Here is a 22,405-nt window from a genome sequence, read left to right as displayed (position 1 = left end):
CCCGTGCCCGCTGCCTAGAGCAGCAGCATGACCATTCGCACCCGTTTCGCACCCTCCCCCACCGGCATGTTGCATGTCGGCAATATCCGCGCCGCGTTGCACAACTGGCTGTGGGCGAAGAAGAATGGCGGCCAATTCTGGCTGCGCATCGACGATACCGATGCCGAGCGCAGCGAGGAGCGCTTCGTGGCGGCGATCCGCGCCGATCTCGCCTGGCTCGGGCTGGTGCCGGATGGCGAGGAGCGGCAGTCCGCACGGTTCGATCGCTACGAGGCACGGCTTGCCGCCTTGCACGCCGCAGGCCGGGCCTATCCGGCTTATGAAACCGCACAGGAGCTCGACCTCAAGCGCAAGATCGCCGCCGGACGCGGGCTACCCCCCGTGTATGACCGCGCCGCGCTGGCGCTGAGCGACGCCGATCGCGCGGCGTTGGAGGCGGATGGCGTGCGGCCGCATTGGCGCTTCAAGCTCGATCACGACACGCCGATCGAATGGGACGATCTGGTGCGCGGGCCGCAGAAATTCGATGCCGCGACGATGAGCGATCCCGTCATCCGCCGCGCCGACGGATCGTGGCTGTATATGCTGCCGAGTGCGATCGACGATGCCGAGATGGGCATCAGCCATGTCGTGCGTGGCGAAGATCACGTCTCCAACACCGCGCTGCAATTGCAGATGTTCGCCGCGATGGGCATGACGCCGCCGGCCTTTGCGCACATCGCCTTGCTGGTCGGCAGCGAGGGCAAGCTCTCCAAGCGGCTCGGTTCGCTCGGCGTCGAGGCGTTTCGCGAGGGTGGGATCGAGCCGGAAGCGGTGTGCGCGTTGCTCGCGCGGATCGGCACCAGCGACCCGGTCGAACCGATCACCGATATGGCGCCCCTGATCGAGAGCATGGATTTCGCGCGCTTCGGCCGCGCCCCCGCGCGGTTCGACGAGGCCGAACTGGACGCGCTCAACGCCAAGATCATCCACACGTTCGATTACGACGCGGTGGCGGGTCGGCTGCCGACCGGCATGGGCCGCGCAGAATGGGAAGCGGTGCGCCTCAATCTCAAGACCGTGGCCGAAGCGGCGGACTGGTGGGCAGTGATAGATGGCGACATCGCCGCGGTCATTGACCCAGCCGACCACGACTTTCTGGCCGAGGCAGCGCGGATCGCGGAGAATCTCGATTGGGCCGCCGACCCATGGCACGCGCTGACCGCCGCGCTGAAGGCGTCGAGCGGGCGCAGCGGCAAAACGTTGTTCCTGCCGCTGCGCCGCGCACTGACCGGGCGCGATCATGGGCCGGATATGGCCGCCTTGCTGCCGCTGATCGGCCGCGCCCGCGCGGTGGCGCGGCTAGGGGTGGCTTAAAGCGCGCGCCGCCCACCGTCATCCTCAATTCGGCTCGGGCCATCGTGCCACAAGATAATCGCGGCTGAGGCGCGATCGCTCCTCGCCGTCTGGATGTACCGGGCAGCGCATGTAACGAAGTATCTTGCCGACGATGCGTGATGATGTATCATCTCAATACCGAGCCTGGCACCAGACCGGTACCCCTCAAGGAGATGGAGACGACCAATGTATGCGGATCGTTACGACAAGCCCGGGATCAAGCCGGGCGCGCTAGCTATCGCGATCGGATTGAACGGCGCGATCGTCGCCGCGCTGATATTTTCCGCACCTGAGATCAGGAAGAGCATCGACAAGAGCTTTATCGCTCGGGCAATTCCGCTACCGCTGGATCCGCCCCCGGTGTCCAAGCCTAAACCCGAAGCCGAGATCAAGCCCCGCATGCAGCAGCGCGCGATCGATCCCCCGCCGCGCGAACGGCCCATGGTCAGCGACCCCATCGCTCCGACCAATAGCGACCATTTCTTCGAACCCGGCGCTCCCGCTATGGCGGGCGGCGTAACCGGCGGCAGCGGCACCATGAAGCCACCCTATACCCCGCCGCACATACCCTTATTGGTCGACGCGCGCCCCGATCCGCGCTTCGCCAAGGCGTTTCAACCCGCCTACCCACCGGGCGAACGTCGCGCCGAGCGCGAAGGGCGAGTCACGGTGCGCGTGCTGATCGGAATCGATGGTCGCGTAAAGCAGGTCGAATTGATCAGCGCGGCGAGCGACGCCTTCTTCGCGGTAACAAAAGAGCAGGCTCTGCAAAAATGGCGCTTCACTCCGGCCACCAAGGATGGCGTGCCGCAGGAAACATGGAGCACGATGAGCGTCCGCTTCGTGCTCGACGACGCGGACTGACGCCCAGACGCAGGGCTGGCGCCGGCTGCCCTGCGCGCTTATCTTGCGCGTCATGCAATTCTTCCGTCACTTCAATATCGTGCGCGCGATCAATGATCTGCGATCGTATCTGGCGCAGGAAGCGCCGCACAAGCTGGGCTTCTTGGTTTTATCAGTGGCGGTGTTCGGGGCACTGCTGGTCGGGTTCACGATCGATAGCCGCGAAGTGCCGGTCTATCACCGCGAGGTCACTTACATCGAGCAATGGCCGGCGGATCGCACCGATGCTGAGATCATTGCGCAGCAGAAGATCGACGGGCCGATCGAGGCCAAGCGCAAGGCCGAGCTCGCCGCGCGCCAGACGAAAATCCAACAGGATTATAAGAAGCTCGACGACAAGCTCGGGAAGCTAGGCATCTGACCGACCAGCGCTTCATGGCAGCAGCGCTCGCACTGGCCGAGCGCGGCCGCGGCCGCACCGCGCCCAATCCCAATGTGGGCTGCGTCATCGTCCGCGACGGCCGGGTGATCGGGCGCGGCTGGACGCAGCCGGGCGGCCGGCCGCATGCCGAGGCGATGGCGCTGGCCAAGACCGGAGCGGCGGCGCGGGGCGCGACGGTGTATACGACGCTGGAGCCATGCGTGCACGTCTCGTCACGCGGCCCGGCCTGTGCCGATCTTCTGATCACCGCCGGAGTGACGCGCGTCGTGGTGGCGTTGGTCGATCCCGATGTTCGTACCGACGGATCGGGTATTGCGCGGTTGCAGGCGGCGGGGATCGATGTGGCGACCGACATGCTGGCTGGCGCGGCGCGGCGCTCGATGGGCGGGTTTCTCACCCGACAAAAGCTGGGCCGGCCCTTCGTGACGCTGAAACTGGCGCTGTCGGCGGATGGCGCGGTAGCGATGGCCTCGGGGACGAGCAAATGGATCACCGGCCCCGAGGCGCGCGCGCATGCCCATCTCGAACGCGCGCGGCACGAGGCGATTCTTGTGGGGCGGGGTACGATGGAGGCGGATGTACCGACGCTCGACGTGCGCTTGCCGGGGCTGCAGGATCGCGCACCGCAGCGGATCGTCCTCTCCACGTCCCGTCACCCCGGCGAAAGCGGGGGTATCCCCGCGATGGAAGCGGAGCGCGCGCCACTCGCAGACCCCAGCTTTCGCTGGGGTGACGGCGGAGCAGCGTGGGGGAGCATCGCCCGCCCCGCAGACATCGCCACGCTCGCAGGCGTCGATCATCTACTCGTCGAAGGCGGCGCACAAACCGCCGCCTCTTTCCTCCACGACGATCTGGTCGATCGCATGTTGTTCTACCGCGCCTCGATCCTGATCGGTGGCGGACGCACCTTGCCCGATATCGGCCTTACCGATCTCGCCGCGGCGCACGGCCGCTGGAGCTTGCACGATACACGCCGGTTTGGCAGCGACCGGCTCGACATTTACGAGCGCACCAGGAGCTAAGCATGTTCACCGGCATCGTCAGCGACATCGGCACGATCTCAAGCGTCGAGACGGTCGAGGATACGCGCGTCATCATCCGCACCGCCTATGAACCCGATTCGATCGATCTTGGCGCATCGATCTCCTGCTCGGGCGTGTGCCTCACGGTGATTGACAAAGGCGCCGATGCCGGAGGCAAGTGGTTCGCGGTCGATGTTTCGGGCGAGACGATCAGCCGCACTGCCGAGGGCCAGTGGACCGCCGGCCGCCGGCTCAATCTCGAACGGGCACTGAAACTGGGCGAGGAGCTCGGTGGCCATATCGTCACCGGCCATGTCGACGGCATCGGCCGGATCGACTCAATCACCGACGAGGGCGGATCGAAACGTATCCGCGTCACCGCCGGGCCCGACATCGCGCCGTTCGTCGCCGAAAAGGGCTCAATTACGCTGGATGGCGTGTCACTCACGGTCAACGCCGTCGAGGACCAGGACGGTCGCGTGACGATCGGGGTCAACATCATTCCGCATACCGCCGCCGTCACCACATTCGCGAACCTCGCGCCGGGCGATGCTATTAACATCGAGATCGACGTGCTGGCACGCTACCTGGGCCGCATGAAGAGCTTTCTTCCAAGCTGATGTGATTTCTATTATTGACGATCACATTGCAATGTGATTATTTATTTGCATGAGTATGATCTTGATCCAGAAATTGCGTGCCCTCGTCACCGAAGGTGGCATGTCGCGTTCCGGCCTCGCTCGTGCAGCGGGGCTGCATGCCAACACGCTGCGCGATCTCGATCAGCCCGATTGGAACCCGACTGCGGAGACGTTGCGCAAGCTCGAAACCTTCGTCTTTGCCAATGACGACACGCCCGCCTTGGTCTCGATCGAGGAAATCATCGACGAGGCGCGCAACGGCCGCATGTTCATTCTGGTGGATGACGAAGATCGCGAGAATGAGGGCGATCTGATCATCCCGGCTCAGATGGCCACGCCCGATGCGATCAATTTCATGGCAACGCATGGCCGCGGGCTGATCTGCCTGGCCATGGCCAAAAGCCGGATTGACGCGCTCGGCCTGGAACTGATGAGCCGCGCCAATGGCACGCGGCACGAAACCGCCTTCACCACCTCGATCGAGGCGCGCGACGGCGTCACCACCGGGATTTCCGCGGCGGACCGCGCACGCACCATCTCGGTCGCGATCGATGCGTCAAAAGGCAAGGACGATATCGTCACCCCGGGCCACGTTTTCCCGCTGGTCGCGCGCGATGGCGGCGTACTGGTCCGCGCCGGGCATACCGAAGCAGCGGTGGATGTCGCGCGGCTCGCCGGGCTCAATCCCTCGGGCGTAATCTGCGAGATCATGCGCGATGATGGCACGATGGCGCGAATGGACGATCTCTTCGCCTTCGCGCGGCTGCACAATGTCAAGATGGGCACGATCCGCGACCTCATCGCCTATCGCCGCCGCCACGATCATCTGGTCGAAAAGCGCGAGGAGATGAGCTTCGAGAGCAAGTGGGGCGGCGATTGGAAGGCGATGACCTTCTTCAACAAGGCCAGCGGCGACGAGACCATCGCGCTGGTCAAGGGCCATATCGACCCGGCCAAGCCGACGCTGGTGCGCATGCACACCGCCTCCTATTTCGTCGATATGTTCGGCGAGCAGAATGAGCGCGCCGGATTGCTGTCGGGCGCAATGGAAATGATCGCCGCGGCCGGCGCGGGCGTCATTGTGGTGATCAACCGCCCGATGAAGGACAGCGTCTCGCGCTTCATCAAGCTGCGCGGTGAAGGCAAGGGCGCCGGCGCGCCCGAGGTCGAGGAATTGCGCGATTACGGTGTCGGCGCGCAGATCCTGGCCGAGCTCGGGGTCGAGGAAATGGTCTTGCTGACCAACACGCACCACACCTTGGTCGGGCTTGAAGGTTACGGTCTGTCGATCGTCGGCGAACAGCCGATCCCGGGCACCGGCGGGGAATAACCCGCCTCCTCCCATCACGATTAAGGACGGAAACATGGCCAAGCTCCTCATCGTCGAAGCGCGCTTCTACGATCATCTCAACGATCTGCTGCTGGACGGCGCGCGCAGCGCGATCGAGGCCGCCGGGCATACCCATGAGACGATCACCGTCCCCGGCGCGCTCGAAGTGCCCGGTGCGATCGCGCTGGCGGCGGATAGCGGGCGTTACGACGCTTATGTCGCCCTGGGCGTGGTGATCCGCGGCGAAACCTATCATTTCGAAATCGTCGCCGGTGAATCCGCGCGCGGGCTGATGGCGCTGTCGATGGATGGCCTGGCCATTGGCAACGGCATCCTGACCACTGAAAACGAAGCGCAGGCGCTAACCCGCGCCAAGAAAGACGAGAAGGATAAGGGCGGCGAAGCGGCCAAGGCCGCGCTTGCCATGCTCGCATTGCAAGGCAAGTTTGCGCGGTGAGCCACTTTATAGCCACCGAGTGACGCCGGATTGCGTGACGTCGAAAGCTTACTTATACCCGTGTCAATAACGGGAGAGAAAGCATGCCGCTGGCACATAGCTTCAAGGCCAACCCGCATTGGCTGCCGCGCCAGCCGGCCGGTGCGCTGAGCGCCATTCCCGGCGAAAACGGCCTGCCGTTTATCGGCAACACGCTGAGATTGCTCAAAGACCCGGTCGCCTTCGGCAATCGCATGGCCGCCACTTATGGCCCGGTGTATCGCAACAACAGCTTTGGCGGGCCCAATATCGTGCTGCTCGGCCCCGACGCCAACGAACTGGTGCTGTTCGATCGCGAGAAGATCTTCTCGTCCGAACAAGGCTGGGGGCCGATGCTCAACCTGCTGTTCCCGCGCGGGCTGATGCTGTTGGATTTCGAGAAACACCGTGCCGATCGCAAGGTGCTGTCGGTCGCCTTCAAGCCCGAACCGATGCGTCATTATGCCGAGGCGATGGGCACCGGGATCACCGCGCAGGTCGCCGACTGGGGCAATAAGCCGATCAAATTCTACAGCGCGATCAAGAAGCTGACGCTCGATCTCGCCGCCGACTCCTTCTTCGGCATGCCGCTGGGGCCAGAGGCCGACCGTATCAACCAGGCGTTCGTCGACGAGGTGCAGGCCTCGATCGATCCGATCCGCAGCCCCCTGCCCGGCACCAAGATGCGCCGCGGCGTCAAGGCACGCGCCTATCTGATCGACGTGTTCGAACGCGAAATTCCCAGGCGCCGCGCGGGGGAGGGACAGGATTTCTTCTCGCAATTCTGCCGCGCCCTGGATGACGACGGCCAGCCGCTGTCGGACACGGCAATCGCCGATCACATGAATTTCCTGATGATGGCGGCGCACGACACGATCACCTCGTCCGCCACCAGCCTGGTCATGCTGCTCGGACGCAACATCGAGTGGCAGGACAGGCTGCGCGAGGAGATCCTGTCGTTGGGTCTCAACGATGCCGGCGGCGTGCCGCATGGCCAGCTCGATCGCCTGGTGCTCACCGATTACGCCTTCAAGGAAGCGCTACGGCTGATCCCGCCCGTCCCCTCGCTGCCGCGCCGCGCGCTGAAAGCATTCAGTTTCGGCGGCTATGACATCCCCGCCGGCACCGCTGTCGGCATCAATGTCGCGCACACGCACCGCATGGCGGAGCATTGGCCCGATCCCGACACGTTCGATCCGCTGCGCTTCACCCCTGAGGCGGTCCGGGCACGGCACAAATATGCCTGGGTGCCGTTCGGCGGCGGCGCGCATATGTGCCTCGGCCTGCATTTCGCGACGATGCAGATCAAACTGCTGATGAGCGGTCTGCTCAGCCGTTACCGCATCGAGCTGGACGAGGGCTCGGGGGATCAGTGGCAAGCCTGGCCGATCCCGCAGCCGCGGGACGGCTTGCCATTGAGATTTATCCCACTGGAATAATCCCCTCTCCGGATAAGAGAGGGGATGACCGTCAGGCTGCCGCCGTTTCCAGCGCCGGAAAGTCGATATAACCCTCCGGCCCCTGGCTGTACCAGGTGCGCATCTCAGACGTGGCGAGCGGGGCGCCGCTGCGCAGCCGCGCCGGCAGATCGGGGTTGGCGATGAACGCGCGCCCGAACGACACCGCATCGGCCACCCCGTGATCGATCACCGCCTGCGCTTGTTCTGCGCTGGTGTAATCGGAATTGAGCACCAGCGGCCCGTTGAACACCTGGCGGATCGCGGGCGACAGTTTGGGCACGTCGGTGCGCCCGAATGTGCCCTCGGGGCCGGGCTCGCGCAGTTCGAGGAAGCCGATGCCGATCTCGTCGAGCGCCTTGGCCGCCGCCGTGAACAATGGCTGCGGGTTGCTGTCGTCTACGCCCTGCGAATCGCCATTGGGCGAAAGGCGGATCGAGGTGCGATCCGCGCCTGCGACGCTGGCTACGCGCTCGACCACTTCGCGCATCAGCCGCACGCGATTCTCGATCGAACCACCATAGATATCGTCGCGGAAATTGGCGTTATCGCGTAGGAACTGGTCGATTAGATAGCCGTTCGCGCCATGCACCTGCACGCCATCGAAGCCGGCCGCGATCGCATTGGCGGTGGCGCGGGCATAATCCTCCAGCAGGCGCGGAATCTCGTCGAGCTCGAGCGGCCGCGCCGTCTCGAAATCCTGTTTGCCCTCATAGGTATGCGCCTGCCCCGCCGTGGCGGTAGCCGATGACGATACCGGCTGCCCGCCGATCACCGACGAATGCACTTGCCGGCCCATGTGCCACAGCTGCGCGATGATCTGCCCGCCCGCGGCATGGACGGCGGACGTCACCGGCTTCCACGCCTCGACCTGCTCGTCGCTCCACAGTCCCGGCGCAAACGGCCAGCCCAGCCCTTCGCGGCTGATGCCAGTGGCTTCGCTGATGATCAGCCCGGCGCTGGCGCGCTGCGTGTAATATTCCACCATCATGTCGGTCGGCACGGCATTCTTGTCGGCACGGCCGCGCGTGAGCGGCGCCATCAGGATGCGGTTGGGCGCGGCGATGGCGCCCAACTGGATGGGATCGAACAGACTGGGCACGGAAATTCCTTTTGCTGTGACGCAGCAAAGATAGGACGCTACAGCGCGGCATGCATCCCGCACGCCCCAAGAAAATCTGCCGTGGCTGATACCCCAGCTGAACGCGGATCGACCCGGCTGGCCTTTGCCGCCTTGATCGTGGCCAACATTGCTTTGGCTTTCGGGCCATGGTTCGTGCGGCTCGCCGATACCGGACCGGTCGCCGCCGGTTTCTGGCGCGTGGCGCTCGCCACGCCGGTGCTGCTGGCCATGGCGCTGCGTGGCGGTTGGCGACCAATCGGTTTGGGCACGGGGGTGTGGTGGATGGTTGGGGTCGCCGGCGTCAGTTTCGCCGCCGATCTCGCCAGCTGGCATCTCGGCATCCTGCGCACGACGCTCGCCAACGCCACGTTATTCGGCAATTCGGCGACGTTGATCTATCCATTATACGGCTTTTTGATTGCCCGCGCCTGGCCGAGCCGCCTGCAAGGGCTGGCGTTGCTGCTGGCGGCAATCGGCGCGGGGCTGCTGATGGGCCAATCCTACAGCCTGCATCCACGGAACTTGATCGGCGATCTGCTGTGCCTGCTGGCGGGCATTCTCTACACGCTGTATTTCATCTGCATGGCGCGTGCGCGCGACACGATGGCGCCGCTGCCGGCGCTCGCGCTGTCCTCGCTGGCGGGTGTCGTGCCGCTGCTGGTGTTTGCGCTGGTGTTGGGCGAGCGGGTCTGGCCCGGCACCTGGACGCCGCTGATCGGGCTGGCCCTGTGTAGCCAGTTGATCGGGCAGGGATTGATGATTTATGCGCTCGGCCAGCTGTCGCCGCTGGTGGTGGGGCTGGCACTGCTCACCCAGCCGGTGGTGGCGGCGGCGATCGGCTGGTCGGTTTATGACGAGCGGCTCGGCGCCACCGATCTGCTGGGCGCAGCGTTGGTCGCCGTGGCGTTGGTGCTGGTGCGGCGCAGGACTCAGGTTGCGCGCGCCGATCCCGGTTCTAAAGTGCTGGCGAAGGATTGATCGTGATGACCATGCTGCCTGCCGATCCCACGCTTGACGAGATTCGCGCCGCGCTGGCGCCGCTGATCGCCAGCAACGCGGCATTTGATGGCTGGGGCGGGCCGGCGCGCGATGCCGCTGCCGATGCCTTGGGCGTGGACCGCGATGTCGCCTTGCTGGCGTTTTCGGACAATGCGGTCGAGATGATCGCCGCTTGGTTCGGCGCGATCGACGCAGCGATGCTTGCCGCGCTGCCGCCCGAGCGGCTCGCCACCATGAAGATCCGCCAGAAAATCACCGCGTTGGTCGAGGCGCGGCTCGCCGCCGTGGCGCACGATCGCGAAGCACTGCGCCGCGCGCTGGCGATCCTCGCGCTGCCGCAGAATCTCACCCGTGCCGCCAAGCTCGGCTGGCATGCCGCCGACATGATGTGGCGCGCCGCCGGCGATACCGCGACGGATTATAATCACTATACCAAGCGCACGATCCTGGCCGGTGTCTATGCCGCGACGGTGACGGTGTTTCTCGACGACGACAGCGATCGGCATGCGATCACCCGGGCATTCCTCGCGCGCCGGATCGACGGCATCATGCGCTTCGAGAAAGCCAAAGCCGGCTTCCTCAGTCGGACGGAGCATCGCCCGAGCCTGTCGCGCTTCATCGGCCGGCTGCGGTACCCAGCCGTATAGCGCGCGACTGCCGGCCATCCCGAAGCAAGTCCCGGGTGCCGGAAATGGCGGCAAGCCACCTACCGCAATTTGCCGCTGGCGTTTCCCGGCAGTTATTGATAATCAGTCGCAATGAACGCGACCGCCACCTATGCGACTCCCGTCAGCCTCGAAAAGCTGCCCCGCCGCGCGCACGCCACCGTTGCCCAGATCGACTGGACCAGCCTCAGCCTGCCCGAAGCGCGTCGTCTGCGTGAACTCGGCTTCGACGAGGGTGTAAATATAGAAATGCTGCATCGCTCGCCGTTTGGCAAAGGCCCGGTTGCCTGCCGCATTGGCCGTATGACCGTCGCGCTGCGCCGCGCCGTGGCCGCTTCGGTGCGTGTGCTCCCTGCCTAAGATCGCATGAGCATCCTTCCGCTGGTCGCGCTTGTCGGCAATCCCAATGCCGGCAAGAGCGCGCTGTTCAACGCGCTGACCGGTGCGCGGCAGAAAGTGGGCAATTATCCCGGCGTCACGGTGGAGCGCCATTCCGGTCGCCTCGCGCTCGATGATGGCCGCCCGATCGAGCTGGTCGATCTGCCCGGTGCGTATAGCCTTGATCCCAGCAGCCCCGACGAGCGCGTCACGCGCGACGTGATGCTGGGCCGGCAGACGGGCGAGCGGCTGCCTGATGCCATCGTCATCGTCGTCGATGCCTCCAATCTCGACAATCACCTGCGCTTTGCATTGCAGCTGATTGCGCTGGGTCTGCCCGTGGTGATCGCGCTCAACATGATCGATCTTGCCGAGCGCGACGGGCTGAAGCTGGACGCCGCCGTGCTCGAGCGCGAACTGGGCGTACCCGTGGTGCCGACCGTGGCGGTGCGGCGCAAAGGGCTCGACGAGCTCAAGGCGCGGCTGTCGGGGATCGTGGGGGGCGGTGCGCTGCGCGTCCGCGCCAACCAGGGCCATGTCGATGAGGACATCGTCACACTGCAGCGCCGCGCCCGCGCGCTTTCCGTCGCGGCGACTGTATCCGAAACCAGCGGGCGGCGCTGGACGCATCTGTTCGATGCCGTTGCGCTGCATCCCGTATCGGGGCCGATCCTGCTGCTTGGGCTGCTGTTCCTGATGTTTCAGGCAGTGTTTGCCTGGTCCGAAGCGCCGATCGGCTGGATCGAACAGGCCTTTGCCGCGCTTGAAAATGGCGTCTCCGGTGCGCTGCCGGACGGCTTCCTGCGCTCGTTCCTGACCGACGGGATCATCGCCGGCGTCGGCGCGGTGATCGTGTTCCTGCCGCAGATCCTGATTCTGTTCACCTTCATCCTCGTGCTCGAGGCAAGCGGCTATATGGTCCGCGCCGCGTTCATGATGGATCGGCTGATGGCCGGCGTCGGGCTGTCGGGCCGCGCGTTCATCCCCTTGCTGTCGAGCTTCGCCTGCGCCGTTCCCGGGATCATGGCGACGCGCACGATCGATGACGAGAAGGACCGGCTGACCACGATCCTGATCGCGCCCTTGATGACCTGCTCGGCGCGGCTGCCGGTCTACACGCTGGTGATCGGTGCGATGATCCCCAATACACAGGTGCTGCCGTTCGTCGGGCTGCAGGGGCTGGTGATGTTCGCGCTGTACGTGTTGGGCATCATCTCCGCCTATATCGCCGCATTGGTGCTGCGCCGCACCGTCACTGCCGGGCCGTCCTCGGGCTTCATGATGGAAATGCCCACATATCAATGGCCGCGGCTGGGCGATGTGGGCATCGGGCTGTGGAGCCGCGCGATCATTTTCCTCAAGCGTGCCGGCACGACGATCGCGCTCACCGTGGCGTTGCTGTGGCTGCTGACCAGCTACCCGGTCGCGCCGGCAGGGGTGAAGCAGAGCGAATATTCGATTGCCGGGCGCATCGCCAGCGGCATCGAGGTGGTCGTCGCGCCGATCGGCTTCAATCACGATATTGCACTGTCGCTGCTCCCCGCCATGGCCGCGCGCGAGGCGGCGGTCGGTGCGATGGCCACCGTCTATGCGATCGACAATCCCGATGACGAGGCGGGCCAGGGCAAGCTTTCCGAAAACCTCCGCGGCCGCTGGAGCCTGCCCACCGCGCTCGCTTTCCTGATGTGGTTTGTGTTCGCGCCGCAATGCATTTCCACGATTGCCGTCACCAGGCGCGAGACCAATGGCTGGAGGTGGCCCGCCTTCATGGTTGGCTATTTGTTCGCGCTCGCTTACATCGCTGCTGGAGCGACCTATTGGGCCGCGGTGGGACTCGGCCTGTAGGGCCGGCAGCGTAGGAATTCAGAAATATGGCGGGCAGCGTCAACAAGGTGATCATCGTCGGCAATCTCGGCCGCGATCCCGAAAGCAAAAGCTTCCAGAACGGCGGCAAGGTGGTCAACCTGCGCATCGCCACGTCCGATTCGTGGAAGGACAAGAATACCGGCGAGCGCAAGGAAGCGACCGAATGGCATTCGGTGGCGATCTTCAACGAAGGCCTCGCCAATGTCGCCGAGCGCTATCTGCGCAAGGGCAGCAAGGTCTATATCGAAGGCGCGCTCAAGACGCGCAAATGGCAGGACGCGCAGGGCCAGGACAAATATTCCACCGAGATCGTGCTGCAGGGCTTTAACAGCGTGCTGACGATGCTGGACGGCGCGCCCGGCGCTGGCGGTGCCGGCGGCGGCGGTGGTTCGGGCGGCGGCTTCGGCGGCGGTGCGGGCGGCGGCGCGCGCGACGATTTCGGCGGCGGTAACGATTTCGGCGGCGGCTCGGGCGGCGGCGGCTATGGCGGCGGTCGTGGCGGCGCGCCCTCGGGCGGCGGCGGTGGCAGCCGGCAGAGCTTTGCCGACGATCTCGACGACGATGTGCCCTTTTGAACTTCGACGGCAAGCCCGATACGAGTGACGTGACCGCTGGCGATCTGCCCGCTGCGCAGGGCTGGCGGATCGATGAGGCAGCGCGTGCGCAAGTGCTCGCTGCCTATGAAGTCGAATCGCTGCGGGACGACCAGGAATTGGGGCGGCTGACCGATTTCGCCGCTGCCCTGTGCGGCGCGCCCGTTGCCTTGATCAATGTCGTGGCGCAGCACCGTCAGCATTTCTTGGTGCGCACGGGCTATCACGGGCCGGAGACCCCGCCCGAGACGTCATTCTGTAGCGTTTCGATGCACGGCAGCGCACCGATGGTCGTACCGGATGCGATGTGCGACCCGCGTTTTGCCGATAATCCGCAAGTGCTTGGCGCGCCGTTCATCCGCTTTTATGCCGGCGTGCCGCTGAAAAGCGATGATGGCGTGCCGCTCGGCTCGCTTTGCGTGATCGATAGTGAGCCGCATCCCGAAGGGCTGAGCGCGCTGCAGCTTCAGGGGATGACGACCTTGGCCGGCCAGGTCATGGCGCGGCTACGTGACAGTCGCGACGCCGCCGCGTGGCGCGCAACCGACAATGCCAATCACCGCGCGCTGACCGAAAGCCATAACCGCTTCCGCGTGCTCGCCGATTCGATGCCCCAGATGGTCTGGTCGACGTTGCCCGACGGCTATCACGATTATTACAACGCGCGCTGGTACGAGTTCACCGGCATGACCGAAGGCTCGACCGATGGCGCCGAATGGAACGGCATGTTCCACCCCGACGATCAGGAAGGCGCCCAGGAGCTCTGGCAGCATAGCCTGGCCACTGGCGAGCCCTATCAGATCGAATATCGGCTGCGGCGCCGCGATGGCGTTTATCGCTGGACGCTCGGCCGCGCCTTGCCGCTGCGCGACGAAACGGGCGCGATCGTCCGCTGGTTCGGCACCTGCACCGATATCGACGAGGCCAAGCAAGCCAGCGACGAGCGCGAGATCATCGCGCATGAACTCAGCCACCGCATCAAGAATATCTTCGCGGTAATTTCGGGGCTGATCAGCTTTGCTGCGCGTGCCAATCCCGCCTTTCGCAGCATCGCCGACGATCTGCGCGAGCGGGTGACGGCGCTCGGCCGGGCGCATGATTTCGTCCGGCCACACAGCGCACACTCGCGCCCGGAAGCGGATCAGCGCAGCTTGCGTGGCCTGCTTGACCAGCTTTTTAGCCCATATCAGTCGAGCGATGGCGCGCGCATCGTCGTGACGGGGGAGGATGTGTCGATCGACGATCGCTCGGCCACGCCGCTCGCCCTGCTGTTTCACGAACTGGCCACCAACGCGACCAAATATGGCGCGCTGACGAATGATACCGGCAGGATCGCAGTGCAGATCGCCGCCGAAAGCGACACGATCATACTCCGCTGGATCGAAACGGGAGGGCCGGCGATCGCGACGCCGCCCGCATCGACAGGCTTTGGTTCGCAACTGATCGAGCTCAGCGCCGTACGTCAATTGGGTGGCAAGGTGACGCGCGATTGGCAACCCGGCGGGCTGGCCGTGACGATGCAAATCCCGGCCTTGGCGTTCAGCCGGAACTGAGCGCCGTACCGATCAGCACCAGATCGTCGCTGGCGGCGGCGGCCCCCGCGCTGGCCAATGCCGCCGCGGCGAGGATCGCCCCTTCGCTGAACGGCTTGCGCACATAGCCGATGGCCGGCGTTTCGCTGCCAATCTGTGCCGGATTGGCGGTAACGAATACCACTTTCATGCCGTAATCGCGCGCCAGTGTCTCAGCCAGAGCGGGACCGGTCGGTCCGTCACGCAGATTGATGTCGACTAACGCGAAGCTGCATTCATCGGCTTCTTCGATCGCGGTAACGCGATCTGCCGCGATTGCCTTTACTTTGTAACCGGCCTCGAGCAGAATCCGTTCGAGATCGAGCGCGACGAAAATCTCGTCTTCGACAATTAGGGCAGTGGCGGGCATGATCGTTCCGATGGCGGTGATCTGTCGCTAACCGTCAGATAATTCAACGGTTCCCTTGATCTCGCTCAATGCCTCAAAAGAAAAATCGCATGCTCGGCGCGGAAGTTCGCGGCCGCCGATGTCGTCAGCCGATCGCCGGACAAAAACCACGCGCCGTCGACGGTGATGCCGCGATCGCGCACAAAGGCGCGGAAGTCGTCAATCGTCAGATGGTGGATATTGGGCGTGTCATACCAGCGCTCGGGCAGCAATCGCGTCACCGGCATACGGCCGCCCCACAAGAGCGAGGCGCGCACGCGCCAATGCGCGAAATTGGGGAAGGAGACGAACGCCTGCCGCCCGATACGCAGCAAATGATCGAGCACCACATCCGGCCGTCGCGCGGTCTGCAGCGTCTGGCTGAGAATGGCATAATCGAAGCTGGCATCGGGATAATCGGCCAGATCGGTGTCAGCATCGCCCTGGATCACCGACAGGCCACGCGATACTGCCGCCGCCACATTGCCGCCATCGATCTCCAGCCCGCGCGCATCCACGCCGCGCGCATCGCGCATCGCCGCCATCAGCGCGCCATCGCCGCAGCCGATATCCAGCACACGCGCGCCCGGCGCGACATGATCGGCGATGATCGCGAGATCGGCACGCAGCGTCATGCTTGGGTGCGCAAGATGTCGGCGACGCCGGGGGCAAGCCGCTCCATAAAGCGCTCGGGCCGGACTGGAGCGTGAAAGCCGATGCCCTCGTACACGCCGTGCGCATCGAGCGTGACCAGCGCGATGCGCCGGATGCCGGCGAACTGGGGATGATCGACGAACCAGCTGACCATCCGCCGACCCAGCCCCTGCCCGCGAGCGGACTCGTCGATCCACACATCGGCGATCCAGGCAAACGTCGCATGATCGGTTATTGCCCGCGCAAAGCCCACCTGCGCGCCATCGCGATAAGCGCCCAGGCAATGCGATCCGGTAATCGCGCGCTCGACCAGTGCGCGCTCGATCCCGGGCGACCAATAGCTCGACGCCAGCCAGGCATGGATCCGCCCGACATCGAGCACCGACTTGTCATCGCACAGCGTGATCGGATTCATGCACCAGCCCTTAAAAACCCGTCCACCACCCGGTTCAGTTCGGGCGCCTCGAGCAGGAACGCGTCATGCCCGAACGGGCTGGCCAGCTCGACAAAGCTCACTGGGGCGCCCGCCGCGTTAAGGGCATGGACGATGGCGCGCGATTCGGATGTCGGGTACAACCAGTCGGTATCGAAGCTGACCAGGCAGAAGCGCGCCTTGCTGGCCTTGAAGGCGCCGGCCAGACGCCCGTGATGCTCCTCGGCAAGATCGAAATAATCCATCGCCCGTGTGATATAGAGATACGAGTTCGCATCGAAGCGATCGACGAAGGCGATGCCCTGATGGCGCAAATAGCTCTCGATCTGGAAATCCGCGTCGAAGCCGAAGGTCTTTGCGCCATTGGGCTGATCAGGGCGCGCCTGCAGCTTGCGCCCGAACTTCTCGGTCAGCCCCGCTTCCGACAGATAGGTGATATGCGCCGCCATCCGCGCCACCGCGAGCCCCGCGGCCGGCGGGTCCTGATCGGCGTAATATTCGCCGCCGCGCCACTTGGGATCGGCCATCACCGCCTGGCGGCCGACCTCGTGAAACGCGATATTCTGTGCCGTGTGCCGCGCGGTCGACGCGATCACCACGCACGCCTTCACGCGTGCGGGGAAGGTCGCCGGCCAGCTCAGCGCCTGCATCCCGCCCATCGATCCGCCGACCACCGCCTGCAGCGTCTCGACCCCCAGATGATCGAGCAGCATGGCCTGCGCGCGCACCATATCGCGGATCGTGATCACCGGAAACGCCATGCCCCAGGGCTGGTCGGTCGCGGCATTGATGCTCGCAGGGCCGGACGAGCCCATGCAACTGCCCAACACGTTGGCGCAGACGATGAAATGTCGCGCCGGATCGATCGGCTTGCCCGGCCCCACCATCCGCGCCCACCAGCCCGGCTTGCCGGTGCGCGGATGGCTGCTGGCGACATGCTGATCACCCGTCAGCGCATGGCAGATCAGGATCGCGTTGCCGCGCTCGGCGTCCAGCGCGCCATAGGTCTCATAGGCAATATCCACCGGCGACAGCAACGCGCCGCCATCGAGCCGCAGCGGCCCGGGCAGCGTGATGCGGCGGTCGAGGCCGAAGCGCCGGTCAACAGGGAGATGCGTATCGGTCACACGCAGAGCGCTAGGGGGGGGGCGGCCCGCTTGTCAATTTCCCCCCGCCCGCTATGCCGCCAAGCCATGACCGCACCACAGCCGAAACCCTGGATCATGGCCATCGCGCCGTATATTCCCGGCCGCTCGACGACCGACGATGGGCGCAAGGTCGCCAAATTGTCGTCCAACGAAAACCCGCTCGGCACCAGCCCGGCCGCGCGTGCAGCGTTTGCCGGCGCAAGCAACAGCCTGGAACGCTACCCCGATGCCGGCGCGTCCGAACTGCGCGAGACGCTCGCCGCCAGGCACGGGCTCGATCCGGCGCGGATCATCTATGGCAATGGGTCGGACGAGATCCTGCATCTCGCCGCCGGCGCCTTTGCCGGCCTGGGCGACGAGATCATCCATGTCCGGTACGGTTTCGCGGTGTACGAGATCGCCACGCGCCGCGTCGGCGCCGTCCCGGTCATCGCGCCGGACAAGGATTACGCCACCGATGTCGACGCGATCCTCGCCGCGGTGACCGACAAGACCGTCATGGTCTATGTCGCCAACCCCAACAACCCGACCGGCACCTATACCTCCAGGGCCGAGGTCGCGCGGCTGCATGCCGGGTTGCGCCCCGATACCCTGCTCGTGCTCGATCATGCCTATGCCGAATATATCGAGGGCGATGCCGAAGACGGCGGCATGGCGCTGGCCGAAACGGCGAGCAACGTGCTCGTCACGCGCACCTTCTCCAAGATGTATGGCCTTGCCGCGGAGCGTATTGGCTGGGGCTATGCGTCACCGGCGATCATCGAGGCAATGCACCGCATCCGCCTGCCGTTTAGCATCACCATCGCCGGCACCGCCGCCGCGGTCGCCGCGGTTGGCGACACCGATTTCGTCGATCACACCCGCGCGCACAACGCGACATGGCGCCGCTGGTTCTCCGACGAGATCGGCAAGCTCGGCAATGCCGGCCTGCGCGCCGTGCCCAGCCAGGCCAACTTCGTGCTGGTCGTGTTTGAAGGCAAGGTCTCCGCCGAGGACGCCTATAAGGGCCTGATGGACGCCGGCTTTATCGTCCGCTGGCTACCCGGTCAGGGCCTGCCCCAGGCGCTGCGCATCACCATCGGCACCGAGGAGGAGACGAGGGGTGTGGCGACCGCGCTGCGCGCGTTGGTCGAGGCCGCCGGCTGATGCTGCCGTTTGCGCGCGTGACGATCATCGGGCTCGGGCTGATCGGCTCGTCGATCGCTCGTGCCGTCCGCGCGCATATGCCGACCGTACGGCTCACCGGCTATGATGCCGACGCCGACGTGCGCGCCACCGTCGATCGGCTGCAACTGTGTGACGACGTTACCGAGTCCGCCGGCGCGGCGGTGATCGATGCCGATCTCGTCATTCTCTGCGTTCCCGTCGGCGCCATGGCTGCCGCCGCCGCCGAGCTTGCCGGCGATCTACCGGCCGATGCGATCATTAGCGATGTCGGCTCGTCCAAAGCCGAAGTGCTGCGCGTGCTGACCGAAGCGTTGCCCGGCGCGACGATCATCCCCGCGCACCCCGTCGCCGGCACCGAGCGCAGCGGCCCCGAAGCGGGCTTCGCTACGCTGTTTCACAAGCGCTGGTGCATCATTACGCCCGGCCACGGCGCCGATCCTGCCGCGGTTCAGCGCGTCAGCGAATTCTGGCGCCGCCTGGGCGCTGATGTCGAGACGATGGCGCCCGAGCATCACGATCGCGTGCTCGCGGTCACCAGCCATTTGCCGCATCTCATCGCCTACACCATTGTCGGCACGGCCTCGGATCTTGAGGAAGTCACGCAATCCGAGGTGATCAAATATTCCGCCGGTGGCTTCCGCGATTTCACCCGCATCGCCGCGTCCGATCCGACGATGTGGCGCGACGTTTTTCTCACCAACAGGGAAGCGGTGCTCGATATGCTGCAGCGTTTCTCCGAGGATCTGACTGCGCTGCAACGCGCCATCCGCCTCGGCAAGGGTGACGATTTGTTCGATCATTTTACGCGGACCCGCGCCATCCGCCGCGGCATCATCGAACAGGGCCAGGACGATCCCGCCCCCGATTTCGGGCGCAGCCACGAATAGCCCTGCACGCCCGTCTTATCCGCCTGCCACATCCAGCACGTTGATCGCCGTGTGCACGCGCGCCTCGACCTCTTCGCGCCCCACGCCAGGCGGGATCATGTCCTGAAACGCGAAGCGGATCACGCCAGATCGCTTGATGCCCTTTTTGGGCCATACCGTCCCGCTATCGATCGCCACCGGCACCAGCGGCAGCTTCAGCGCGCGATAGAGGCCGACGAACCCGGGCTTCAGTTCAGGCTGCTCACCTGGCGCAACCCGCGTGCCTTCGGGAAAGATCACCACCGAGCGTCCGGTCGCCGCCGCCGCCTGCCCCGCGCGCATCAGCGTGCGCAGCGCGGCGGCCGATCCCTCGCGATCGACCACGATCATCCCGTAACGCTGCGCCGCCCAGCCCCATACCGGGATGCTGGCCAGCTCCTTTTTCAGCACGACGACAGGCGCATCGAGCAACGCGACCATCTCGAACGTCTCGAACATCGCCTGATGCTTGCCGACATACAGCGCCGGCGTCGTCGGGATGGTGCCGCTCACCGCCACGCGCACCCCCATCACCCAGCGCGCGCACCAGCGGTGATAGCGCGTCCACAACACCACCCAGAAACGCAGCGGATTGGTGCCGAACAGCGCCATCACGGGCGCCATCAGCACGATCGGCACTGATCCGCCGTAGAATGCGGCCATGAAGGCCCAGGTGCGTAACCGATTCATCCGCCCAATCCCGTCCACAGCGCGATTTGGCGCAACAGCAATTTGTTATATTCGGCAATCAACAGCCCGAAGCGCGGCGCGCTCGGCACACCGTCTTCGAGCACTTCGACATCGTTGCCCAGCGCATGCACCAGTTCCAGCCGTGCGCGCGCCATATGCCAGTCCGAGGTCACCAGCCGCACCGATTTGTAGCCGTGCTGCGATACCCACAAGGCGGTTTCCTCGGCATTCGATTGCGTGTCCACCGCCTCGTGCCCGAGATCGATGCAGCACGCGAACAACCGCGCCGACACCTTGTATTCCGCCGCCAGCTCGCCTGGCCGCACCTGTGGCGCCACGCCACTGATCAGCATCCGCTGGGCGGCTCGATCCTGGAGCAGCGCCAGCCCGCGAGCGATCCGCCCAGGGCCACCCGTCGGCACGACGATCGCATCGGTGCGGCGTTCAGCCAAGGGCTGCGGCAGCGTCAGCATGAACAGCACGAAGCCGAGCAGCCACATGATCAACACCAGCGAAAACAACCGCTTGATCACAGGATTCGCCCCAGTGCGCCGGTCACCGCCACGCGTGCCGCCAGCGTCGCCAGCAGCGCAAAGGCCAGCGGCATCAGCGCGAGCAGGATCCAGTCTTCGCTCGCCAAGGTCAGTCCACTGAGCAGATCGGAGCCCAACGCGCCCAATTGCGCGCCCATCAGCACGACCGTGCTGCCCGCCAGCACCGTTCCCAGCACACCGCCGAACAACGTATCGAGCGCGATGCGGCGTTGGAACAGCCGCGAGACCTGCGAATCAGTCGATCCGAGCATATGCAATACCTCGATCGTGTCGCGATGCGTCTCCAGCCCCGCGCGCGCCGCCAGGATCACCACCGCCGCGGTCGCCGCTGCCATCAGCGCGACCATCGCGCCGGCCAGCCCGGTCACCATGGTCATGAAATTCGCCACCGGCGACATCCAGCTCTCCTGCCGATCGATCCGCGCCGCGGGCGCTACCGCAGCCACCGCGCCGGCGACGCGCGCCACTGCCATATCGCTCGCGCGGCGCATGTCGACATCGATCAGCGCTGGCATCGGCAGATCGGGGTCAGCGCCGTCCGCCCCCAGCCACGGGCGCAACAACGCGGCCAATTCGGCGCGATCGACCATCCGCGCGCGCGCCACATCAGGCAGGCGCCGCACTGCCGTCAGCGTCGCCTCGGCCTCAGCATCCCTTTTTGCCGTCACCGGCTCGATGATCTGCACCGTCAGCCGCCCCGCCAATTGCCGATCGAGCAACACCACAGCCGAGCGCGTCGCCAGCCCCAGCGCGCCAGCCAGCACCGTCAGGAACAACATGATCGCCATGATCCACATCATCGTGCGCGGGCCGCGGCTTTCGTCGAGCAAGCGCCGGTCGGCAGCCGAGGGGATCAACTGCACCGCCATTATGCCGCGAACGGCGGCGGAATGCGCAGCGCGCCGGTCGGATCGAGCAGCTTGCCGCCATCCAGCCGCATCATCTGCGCATTGGGGATGCGCCCGAGCAGATGAAAATCGTGCGTCGCCACCACCACCGTGGTGCCGAGCCGGTTGAGCGATTCGAACAGATGCAGCAGCCGCTCGGCCATATCGGGATCGACATTGCCGGTCGGCTCGTCAGCGACCAGCATTTCCGGTCGCCCGATCACCGCGCGGGCGATCGCCACGCGCTGTTGCTCCCCGCCCGACAAGGTTGGCGGCTTGGCCGCGGCCCGTTCGCTCAAGCCGACCCAGGCGAGCATCTCCCGCACCGGCGCGACGATGTCGCTGTTGGACACCCCTGACACACGCAGCGGCAGCGCGATATTGTCATAGGCAGAAAGATGCGGCACGAGCCGGAAATCCTGGAACACCACGCCAATCCGTCGCCGGAAGCCAGGCAGGCGTTTGCGCGGCAGCGTTACTGCATCTTCCCCGAACAACCGGATCAGCCCACGCGTCGGCCGCTGCGCCAGATAGAGCAGCTTGAGCAAAGATGTCTTGCCCGCGCCGGATGCGCCGGTGAGGAAATAGAACGAGCCGCTGGCCAGCGTAAAGCTGACGTCGGACAAGGTTTCCTCGCCGGTGCCGTAGCGCAGGCCGACATTCTCGAACTGTACGATATTGGCCATGTAGGCTGACGCCCGCTTCTTCTAGGTCACATTGCCCCGGCGGGGTGCATGGCACGTTCGCGGGGCTGGCAGCAAGCTTTGGGCATCGCGCACTCTTGCGCGCCGCCCACA

25 protein-coding genes are annotated in these 22,405 nt (G+C 65.4%); 16 read left to right on the top strand and 9 right to left on the bottom strand.

Going from position 1 to position 22,405, the window contains the following annotated elements:
* The first annotated feature begins 27 nt into the window (after positions 1-27).
* The 8 genes from gltX to ABC969_RS15270 all read left to right on the top strand — a co-directional run bounded on the left by gltX (position 28) and on the right by ABC969_RS15270 (position 7,569).
* Positions 28-1,356, top strand: a complete 1,329-nt coding sequence (gene gltX, locus ABC969_RS15305; RefSeq protein WP_345866018.1) for a glutamate--tRNA ligase — start codon at positions 28-30, stop codon at positions 1,354-1,356.
* Between the two features lie 207 nt (positions 1,357-1,563).
* Positions 1,564-2,241: an energy transducer TonB gene (locus ABC969_RS15300; RefSeq protein WP_345866017.1), complete on the top strand. Its 678-nt coding sequence runs from the start codon at positions 1,564-1,566 to the stop codon at positions 2,239-2,241.
* A 52-nt stretch (positions 2,242-2,293) separates the two neighbouring features.
* Entirely contained in the window at positions 2,294-2,641 is a 348-nt protein-coding gene (locus tag ABC969_RS15295) for a hypothetical protein (RefSeq protein WP_345866016.1), read from the top strand.
* 14 nt (positions 2,642-2,655) lie between these two features.
* Positions 2,656-3,684 (top strand): bifunctional diaminohydroxyphosphoribosylaminopyrimidine deaminase/5-amino-6-(5-phosphoribosylamino)uracil reductase RibD, encoded by a 1,029-nt coding sequence (ribD, locus tag ABC969_RS15290; RefSeq protein ID WP_345866015.1) that lies wholly within the window; start codon positions 2,656-2,658, stop codon positions 3,682-3,684.
* 2 nt (positions 3,685-3,686) lie between these two features.
* Positions 3,687-4,304, top strand: a complete 618-nt coding sequence (locus tag ABC969_RS15285) for a riboflavin synthase (protein WP_345866014.1) — start codon at positions 3,687-3,689, stop codon at positions 4,302-4,304.
* Between the two features lie 49 nt (positions 4,305-4,353).
* Positions 4,354-5,655 carry a 3,4-dihydroxy-2-butanone-4-phosphate synthase gene (gene ribB / locus ABC969_RS15280; protein ID WP_345866013.1) on the top strand — a complete coding sequence of 434 codons (1,302 nt, stop codon included), beginning with the start codon at positions 4,354-4,356 and terminating at the stop codon, positions 5,653-5,655.
* Positions 5,656-5,689: 34 nt separating this feature from the next.
* Entirely contained in the window at positions 5,690-6,112 is a 423-nt protein-coding gene (ribH, locus tag ABC969_RS15275; RefSeq protein ID WP_345866012.1) for a 6,7-dimethyl-8-ribityllumazine synthase, read from the top strand.
* A gap of 83 nt (positions 6,113-6,195) precedes the next feature.
* Positions 6,196-7,569, top strand: a complete 1,374-nt coding sequence (locus tag ABC969_RS15270) for a cytochrome P450 (protein ID WP_345866011.1) — start codon at positions 6,196-6,198, stop codon at positions 7,567-7,569.
* A 31-nt stretch (positions 7,570-7,600) separates the two neighbouring features.
* Here ABC969_RS15270 and ABC969_RS15265 read toward each other — a convergent pair whose 3' ends face one another.
* Positions 7,601-8,689: an alkene reductase gene (locus tag ABC969_RS15265; RefSeq protein WP_345866010.1), complete on the bottom strand. Its 1,089-nt coding sequence runs from the start codon at positions 8,687-8,689 to the stop codon at positions 7,601-7,603.
* Between the two features lie 81 nt (positions 8,690-8,770).
* Here ABC969_RS15265 and ABC969_RS15260 point away from each other — a divergent pair, with 81 nt between their 5' ends.
* From ABC969_RS15260 to ABC969_RS15235, 6 genes are all read left to right on the top strand, one after another.
* The gene (locus ABC969_RS15260) at positions 8,771-9,688 is read left to right on the top strand and encodes a DMT family transporter (RefSeq protein ID WP_345866009.1); all 918 of its coding nucleotides are present in this window, start codon (positions 8,771-8,773) and stop codon (positions 9,686-9,688) included.
* Positions 9,689-9,693: 5 nt separating this feature from the next.
* Entirely contained in the window at positions 9,694-10,356 is a 663-nt protein-coding gene (locus ABC969_RS15255) for a COQ9 family protein (RefSeq protein WP_345866008.1), read from the top strand.
* A 111-nt stretch (positions 10,357-10,467) separates the two neighbouring features.
* Positions 10,468-10,734 (top strand): FeoA family protein, encoded by a 267-nt coding sequence (locus ABC969_RS15250; protein WP_345866007.1) that lies wholly within the window; start codon positions 10,468-10,470, stop codon positions 10,732-10,734.
* Between the two features lie 6 nt (positions 10,735-10,740).
* Complete coding sequence (gene feoB / locus ABC969_RS15245; protein WP_345866006.1) at positions 10,741-12,597, top strand: ferrous iron transporter B; 1,857 nt, start codon at positions 10,741-10,743, stop codon at positions 12,595-12,597.
* 26 nt (positions 12,598-12,623) lie between these two features.
* On the top strand, positions 12,624-13,193 hold the full coding sequence (gene ssb, locus ABC969_RS15240; RefSeq protein WP_345866005.1) for a single-stranded DNA-binding protein: 570 nt from the start codon (positions 12,624-12,626) through the stop codon (positions 13,191-13,193).
* Positions 13,194-13,237: 44 nt separating this feature from the next.
* Positions 13,238-14,764 (top strand): PAS domain-containing protein, encoded by a 1,527-nt coding sequence (locus tag ABC969_RS15235; protein ID WP_345866091.1) that lies wholly within the window; start codon positions 13,238-13,240, stop codon positions 14,762-14,764.
* Here the strand turns inward: ABC969_RS15235 and ABC969_RS15230 are convergent.
* The 4 genes from ABC969_RS15230 to metX all read right to left on the bottom strand — a co-directional run bounded on the left by ABC969_RS15230 (position 14,751) and on the right by metX (position 17,384).
* Positions 14,751-15,152 carry a response regulator gene (locus tag ABC969_RS15230; RefSeq protein WP_345866004.1) on the bottom strand — a complete coding sequence of 134 codons (402 nt, stop codon included), beginning with the start codon at positions 15,150-15,152 and terminating at the stop codon, positions 14,751-14,753. The two genes, ABC969_RS15235 and ABC969_RS15230, sit on opposite strands and share 14 nt — an antisense overlap.
* A gap of 65 nt (positions 15,153-15,217) precedes the next feature.
* Positions 15,218-15,805 carry a methionine biosynthesis protein MetW gene (metW, locus tag ABC969_RS15225; RefSeq protein ID WP_345866003.1) on the bottom strand — a complete coding sequence of 196 codons (588 nt, stop codon included), beginning with the start codon at positions 15,803-15,805 and terminating at the stop codon, positions 15,218-15,220.
* Positions 15,802-16,239 carry a GNAT family N-acetyltransferase gene (locus ABC969_RS15220; RefSeq protein WP_345866002.1) on the bottom strand — a complete coding sequence of 146 codons (438 nt, stop codon included), beginning with the start codon at positions 16,237-16,239 and terminating at the stop codon, positions 15,802-15,804. Before ABC969_RS15220 ends, metW begins: the two co-directional genes overlap by 4 nt.
* On the bottom strand, positions 16,236-17,384 hold the full coding sequence (metX, locus tag ABC969_RS15215) for a homoserine O-acetyltransferase MetX (RefSeq protein ID WP_345866001.1): 1,149 nt from the start codon (positions 17,382-17,384) through the stop codon (positions 16,236-16,238). Before metX ends, ABC969_RS15220 begins: the two co-directional genes overlap by 4 nt.
* A 66-nt stretch (positions 17,385-17,450) precedes the next feature.
* Between metX and hisC the strand changes: the two genes are divergently transcribed.
* Both hisC and ABC969_RS15205 read left to right on the top strand, forming a co-directional pair.
* A complete protein-coding gene (hisC, locus tag ABC969_RS15210; RefSeq protein ID WP_345866000.1) occupies positions 17,451-18,551 on the top strand; it encodes a histidinol-phosphate transaminase in 1,101 nt (366 codons plus the stop codon).
* Positions 18,551-19,459, top strand: coding sequence for a prephenate/arogenate dehydrogenase family protein (locus ABC969_RS15205; protein ID WP_345865999.1), 909 nt, complete (start codon positions 18,551-18,553; stop codon positions 19,457-19,459). Before hisC ends, ABC969_RS15205 begins: the two co-directional genes overlap by 1 nt.
* A 15-nt stretch (positions 19,460-19,474) precedes the next feature.
* On the opposite strand, the gene ABC969_RS15200 is transcribed toward ABC969_RS15205, so the two are convergent.
* From ABC969_RS15200 to ftsE, 4 genes are read right to left on the bottom strand one after another with little or no spacing between them, the layout of a single operon-like run.
* Positions 19,475-20,167: a lysophospholipid acyltransferase family protein gene (locus tag ABC969_RS15200; protein ID WP_345865998.1), complete on the bottom strand. Its 693-nt coding sequence runs from the start codon at positions 20,165-20,167 to the stop codon at positions 19,475-19,477.
* A complete protein-coding gene (locus ABC969_RS15195) occupies positions 20,164-20,700 on the bottom strand; it encodes a YdcF family protein (RefSeq protein ID WP_345865997.1) in 537 nt (178 codons plus the stop codon). The genes ABC969_RS15200 and ABC969_RS15195 overlap by 4 nt, the downstream gene beginning before the upstream one ends.
* Entirely contained in the window at positions 20,697-21,590 is an 894-nt protein-coding gene (locus ABC969_RS15190) for a cell division protein FtsX (RefSeq protein ID WP_345865996.1), read from the bottom strand. The genes ABC969_RS15195 and ABC969_RS15190 overlap by 4 nt, the downstream gene beginning before the upstream one ends.
* Positions 21,590-22,294 carry a cell division ATP-binding protein FtsE gene (gene ftsE / locus ABC969_RS15185; protein WP_345865995.1) on the bottom strand — a complete coding sequence of 235 codons (705 nt, stop codon included), beginning with the start codon at positions 22,292-22,294 and terminating at the stop codon, positions 21,590-21,592. The genes ABC969_RS15190 and ftsE overlap by 1 nt, the downstream gene beginning before the upstream one ends.
* Positions 22,295-22,405 lie beyond the last annotated feature (111 nt).

Source organism: Sphingomonas qilianensis (assembly GCF_039614825.1).
GTDB lineage: Bacteria > Pseudomonadota > Alphaproteobacteria > Sphingomonadales > Sphingomonadaceae > Sphingomonas > Sphingomonas qilianensis.
This window is presented reverse-complemented; position numbering and strand designations above follow the sequence as displayed.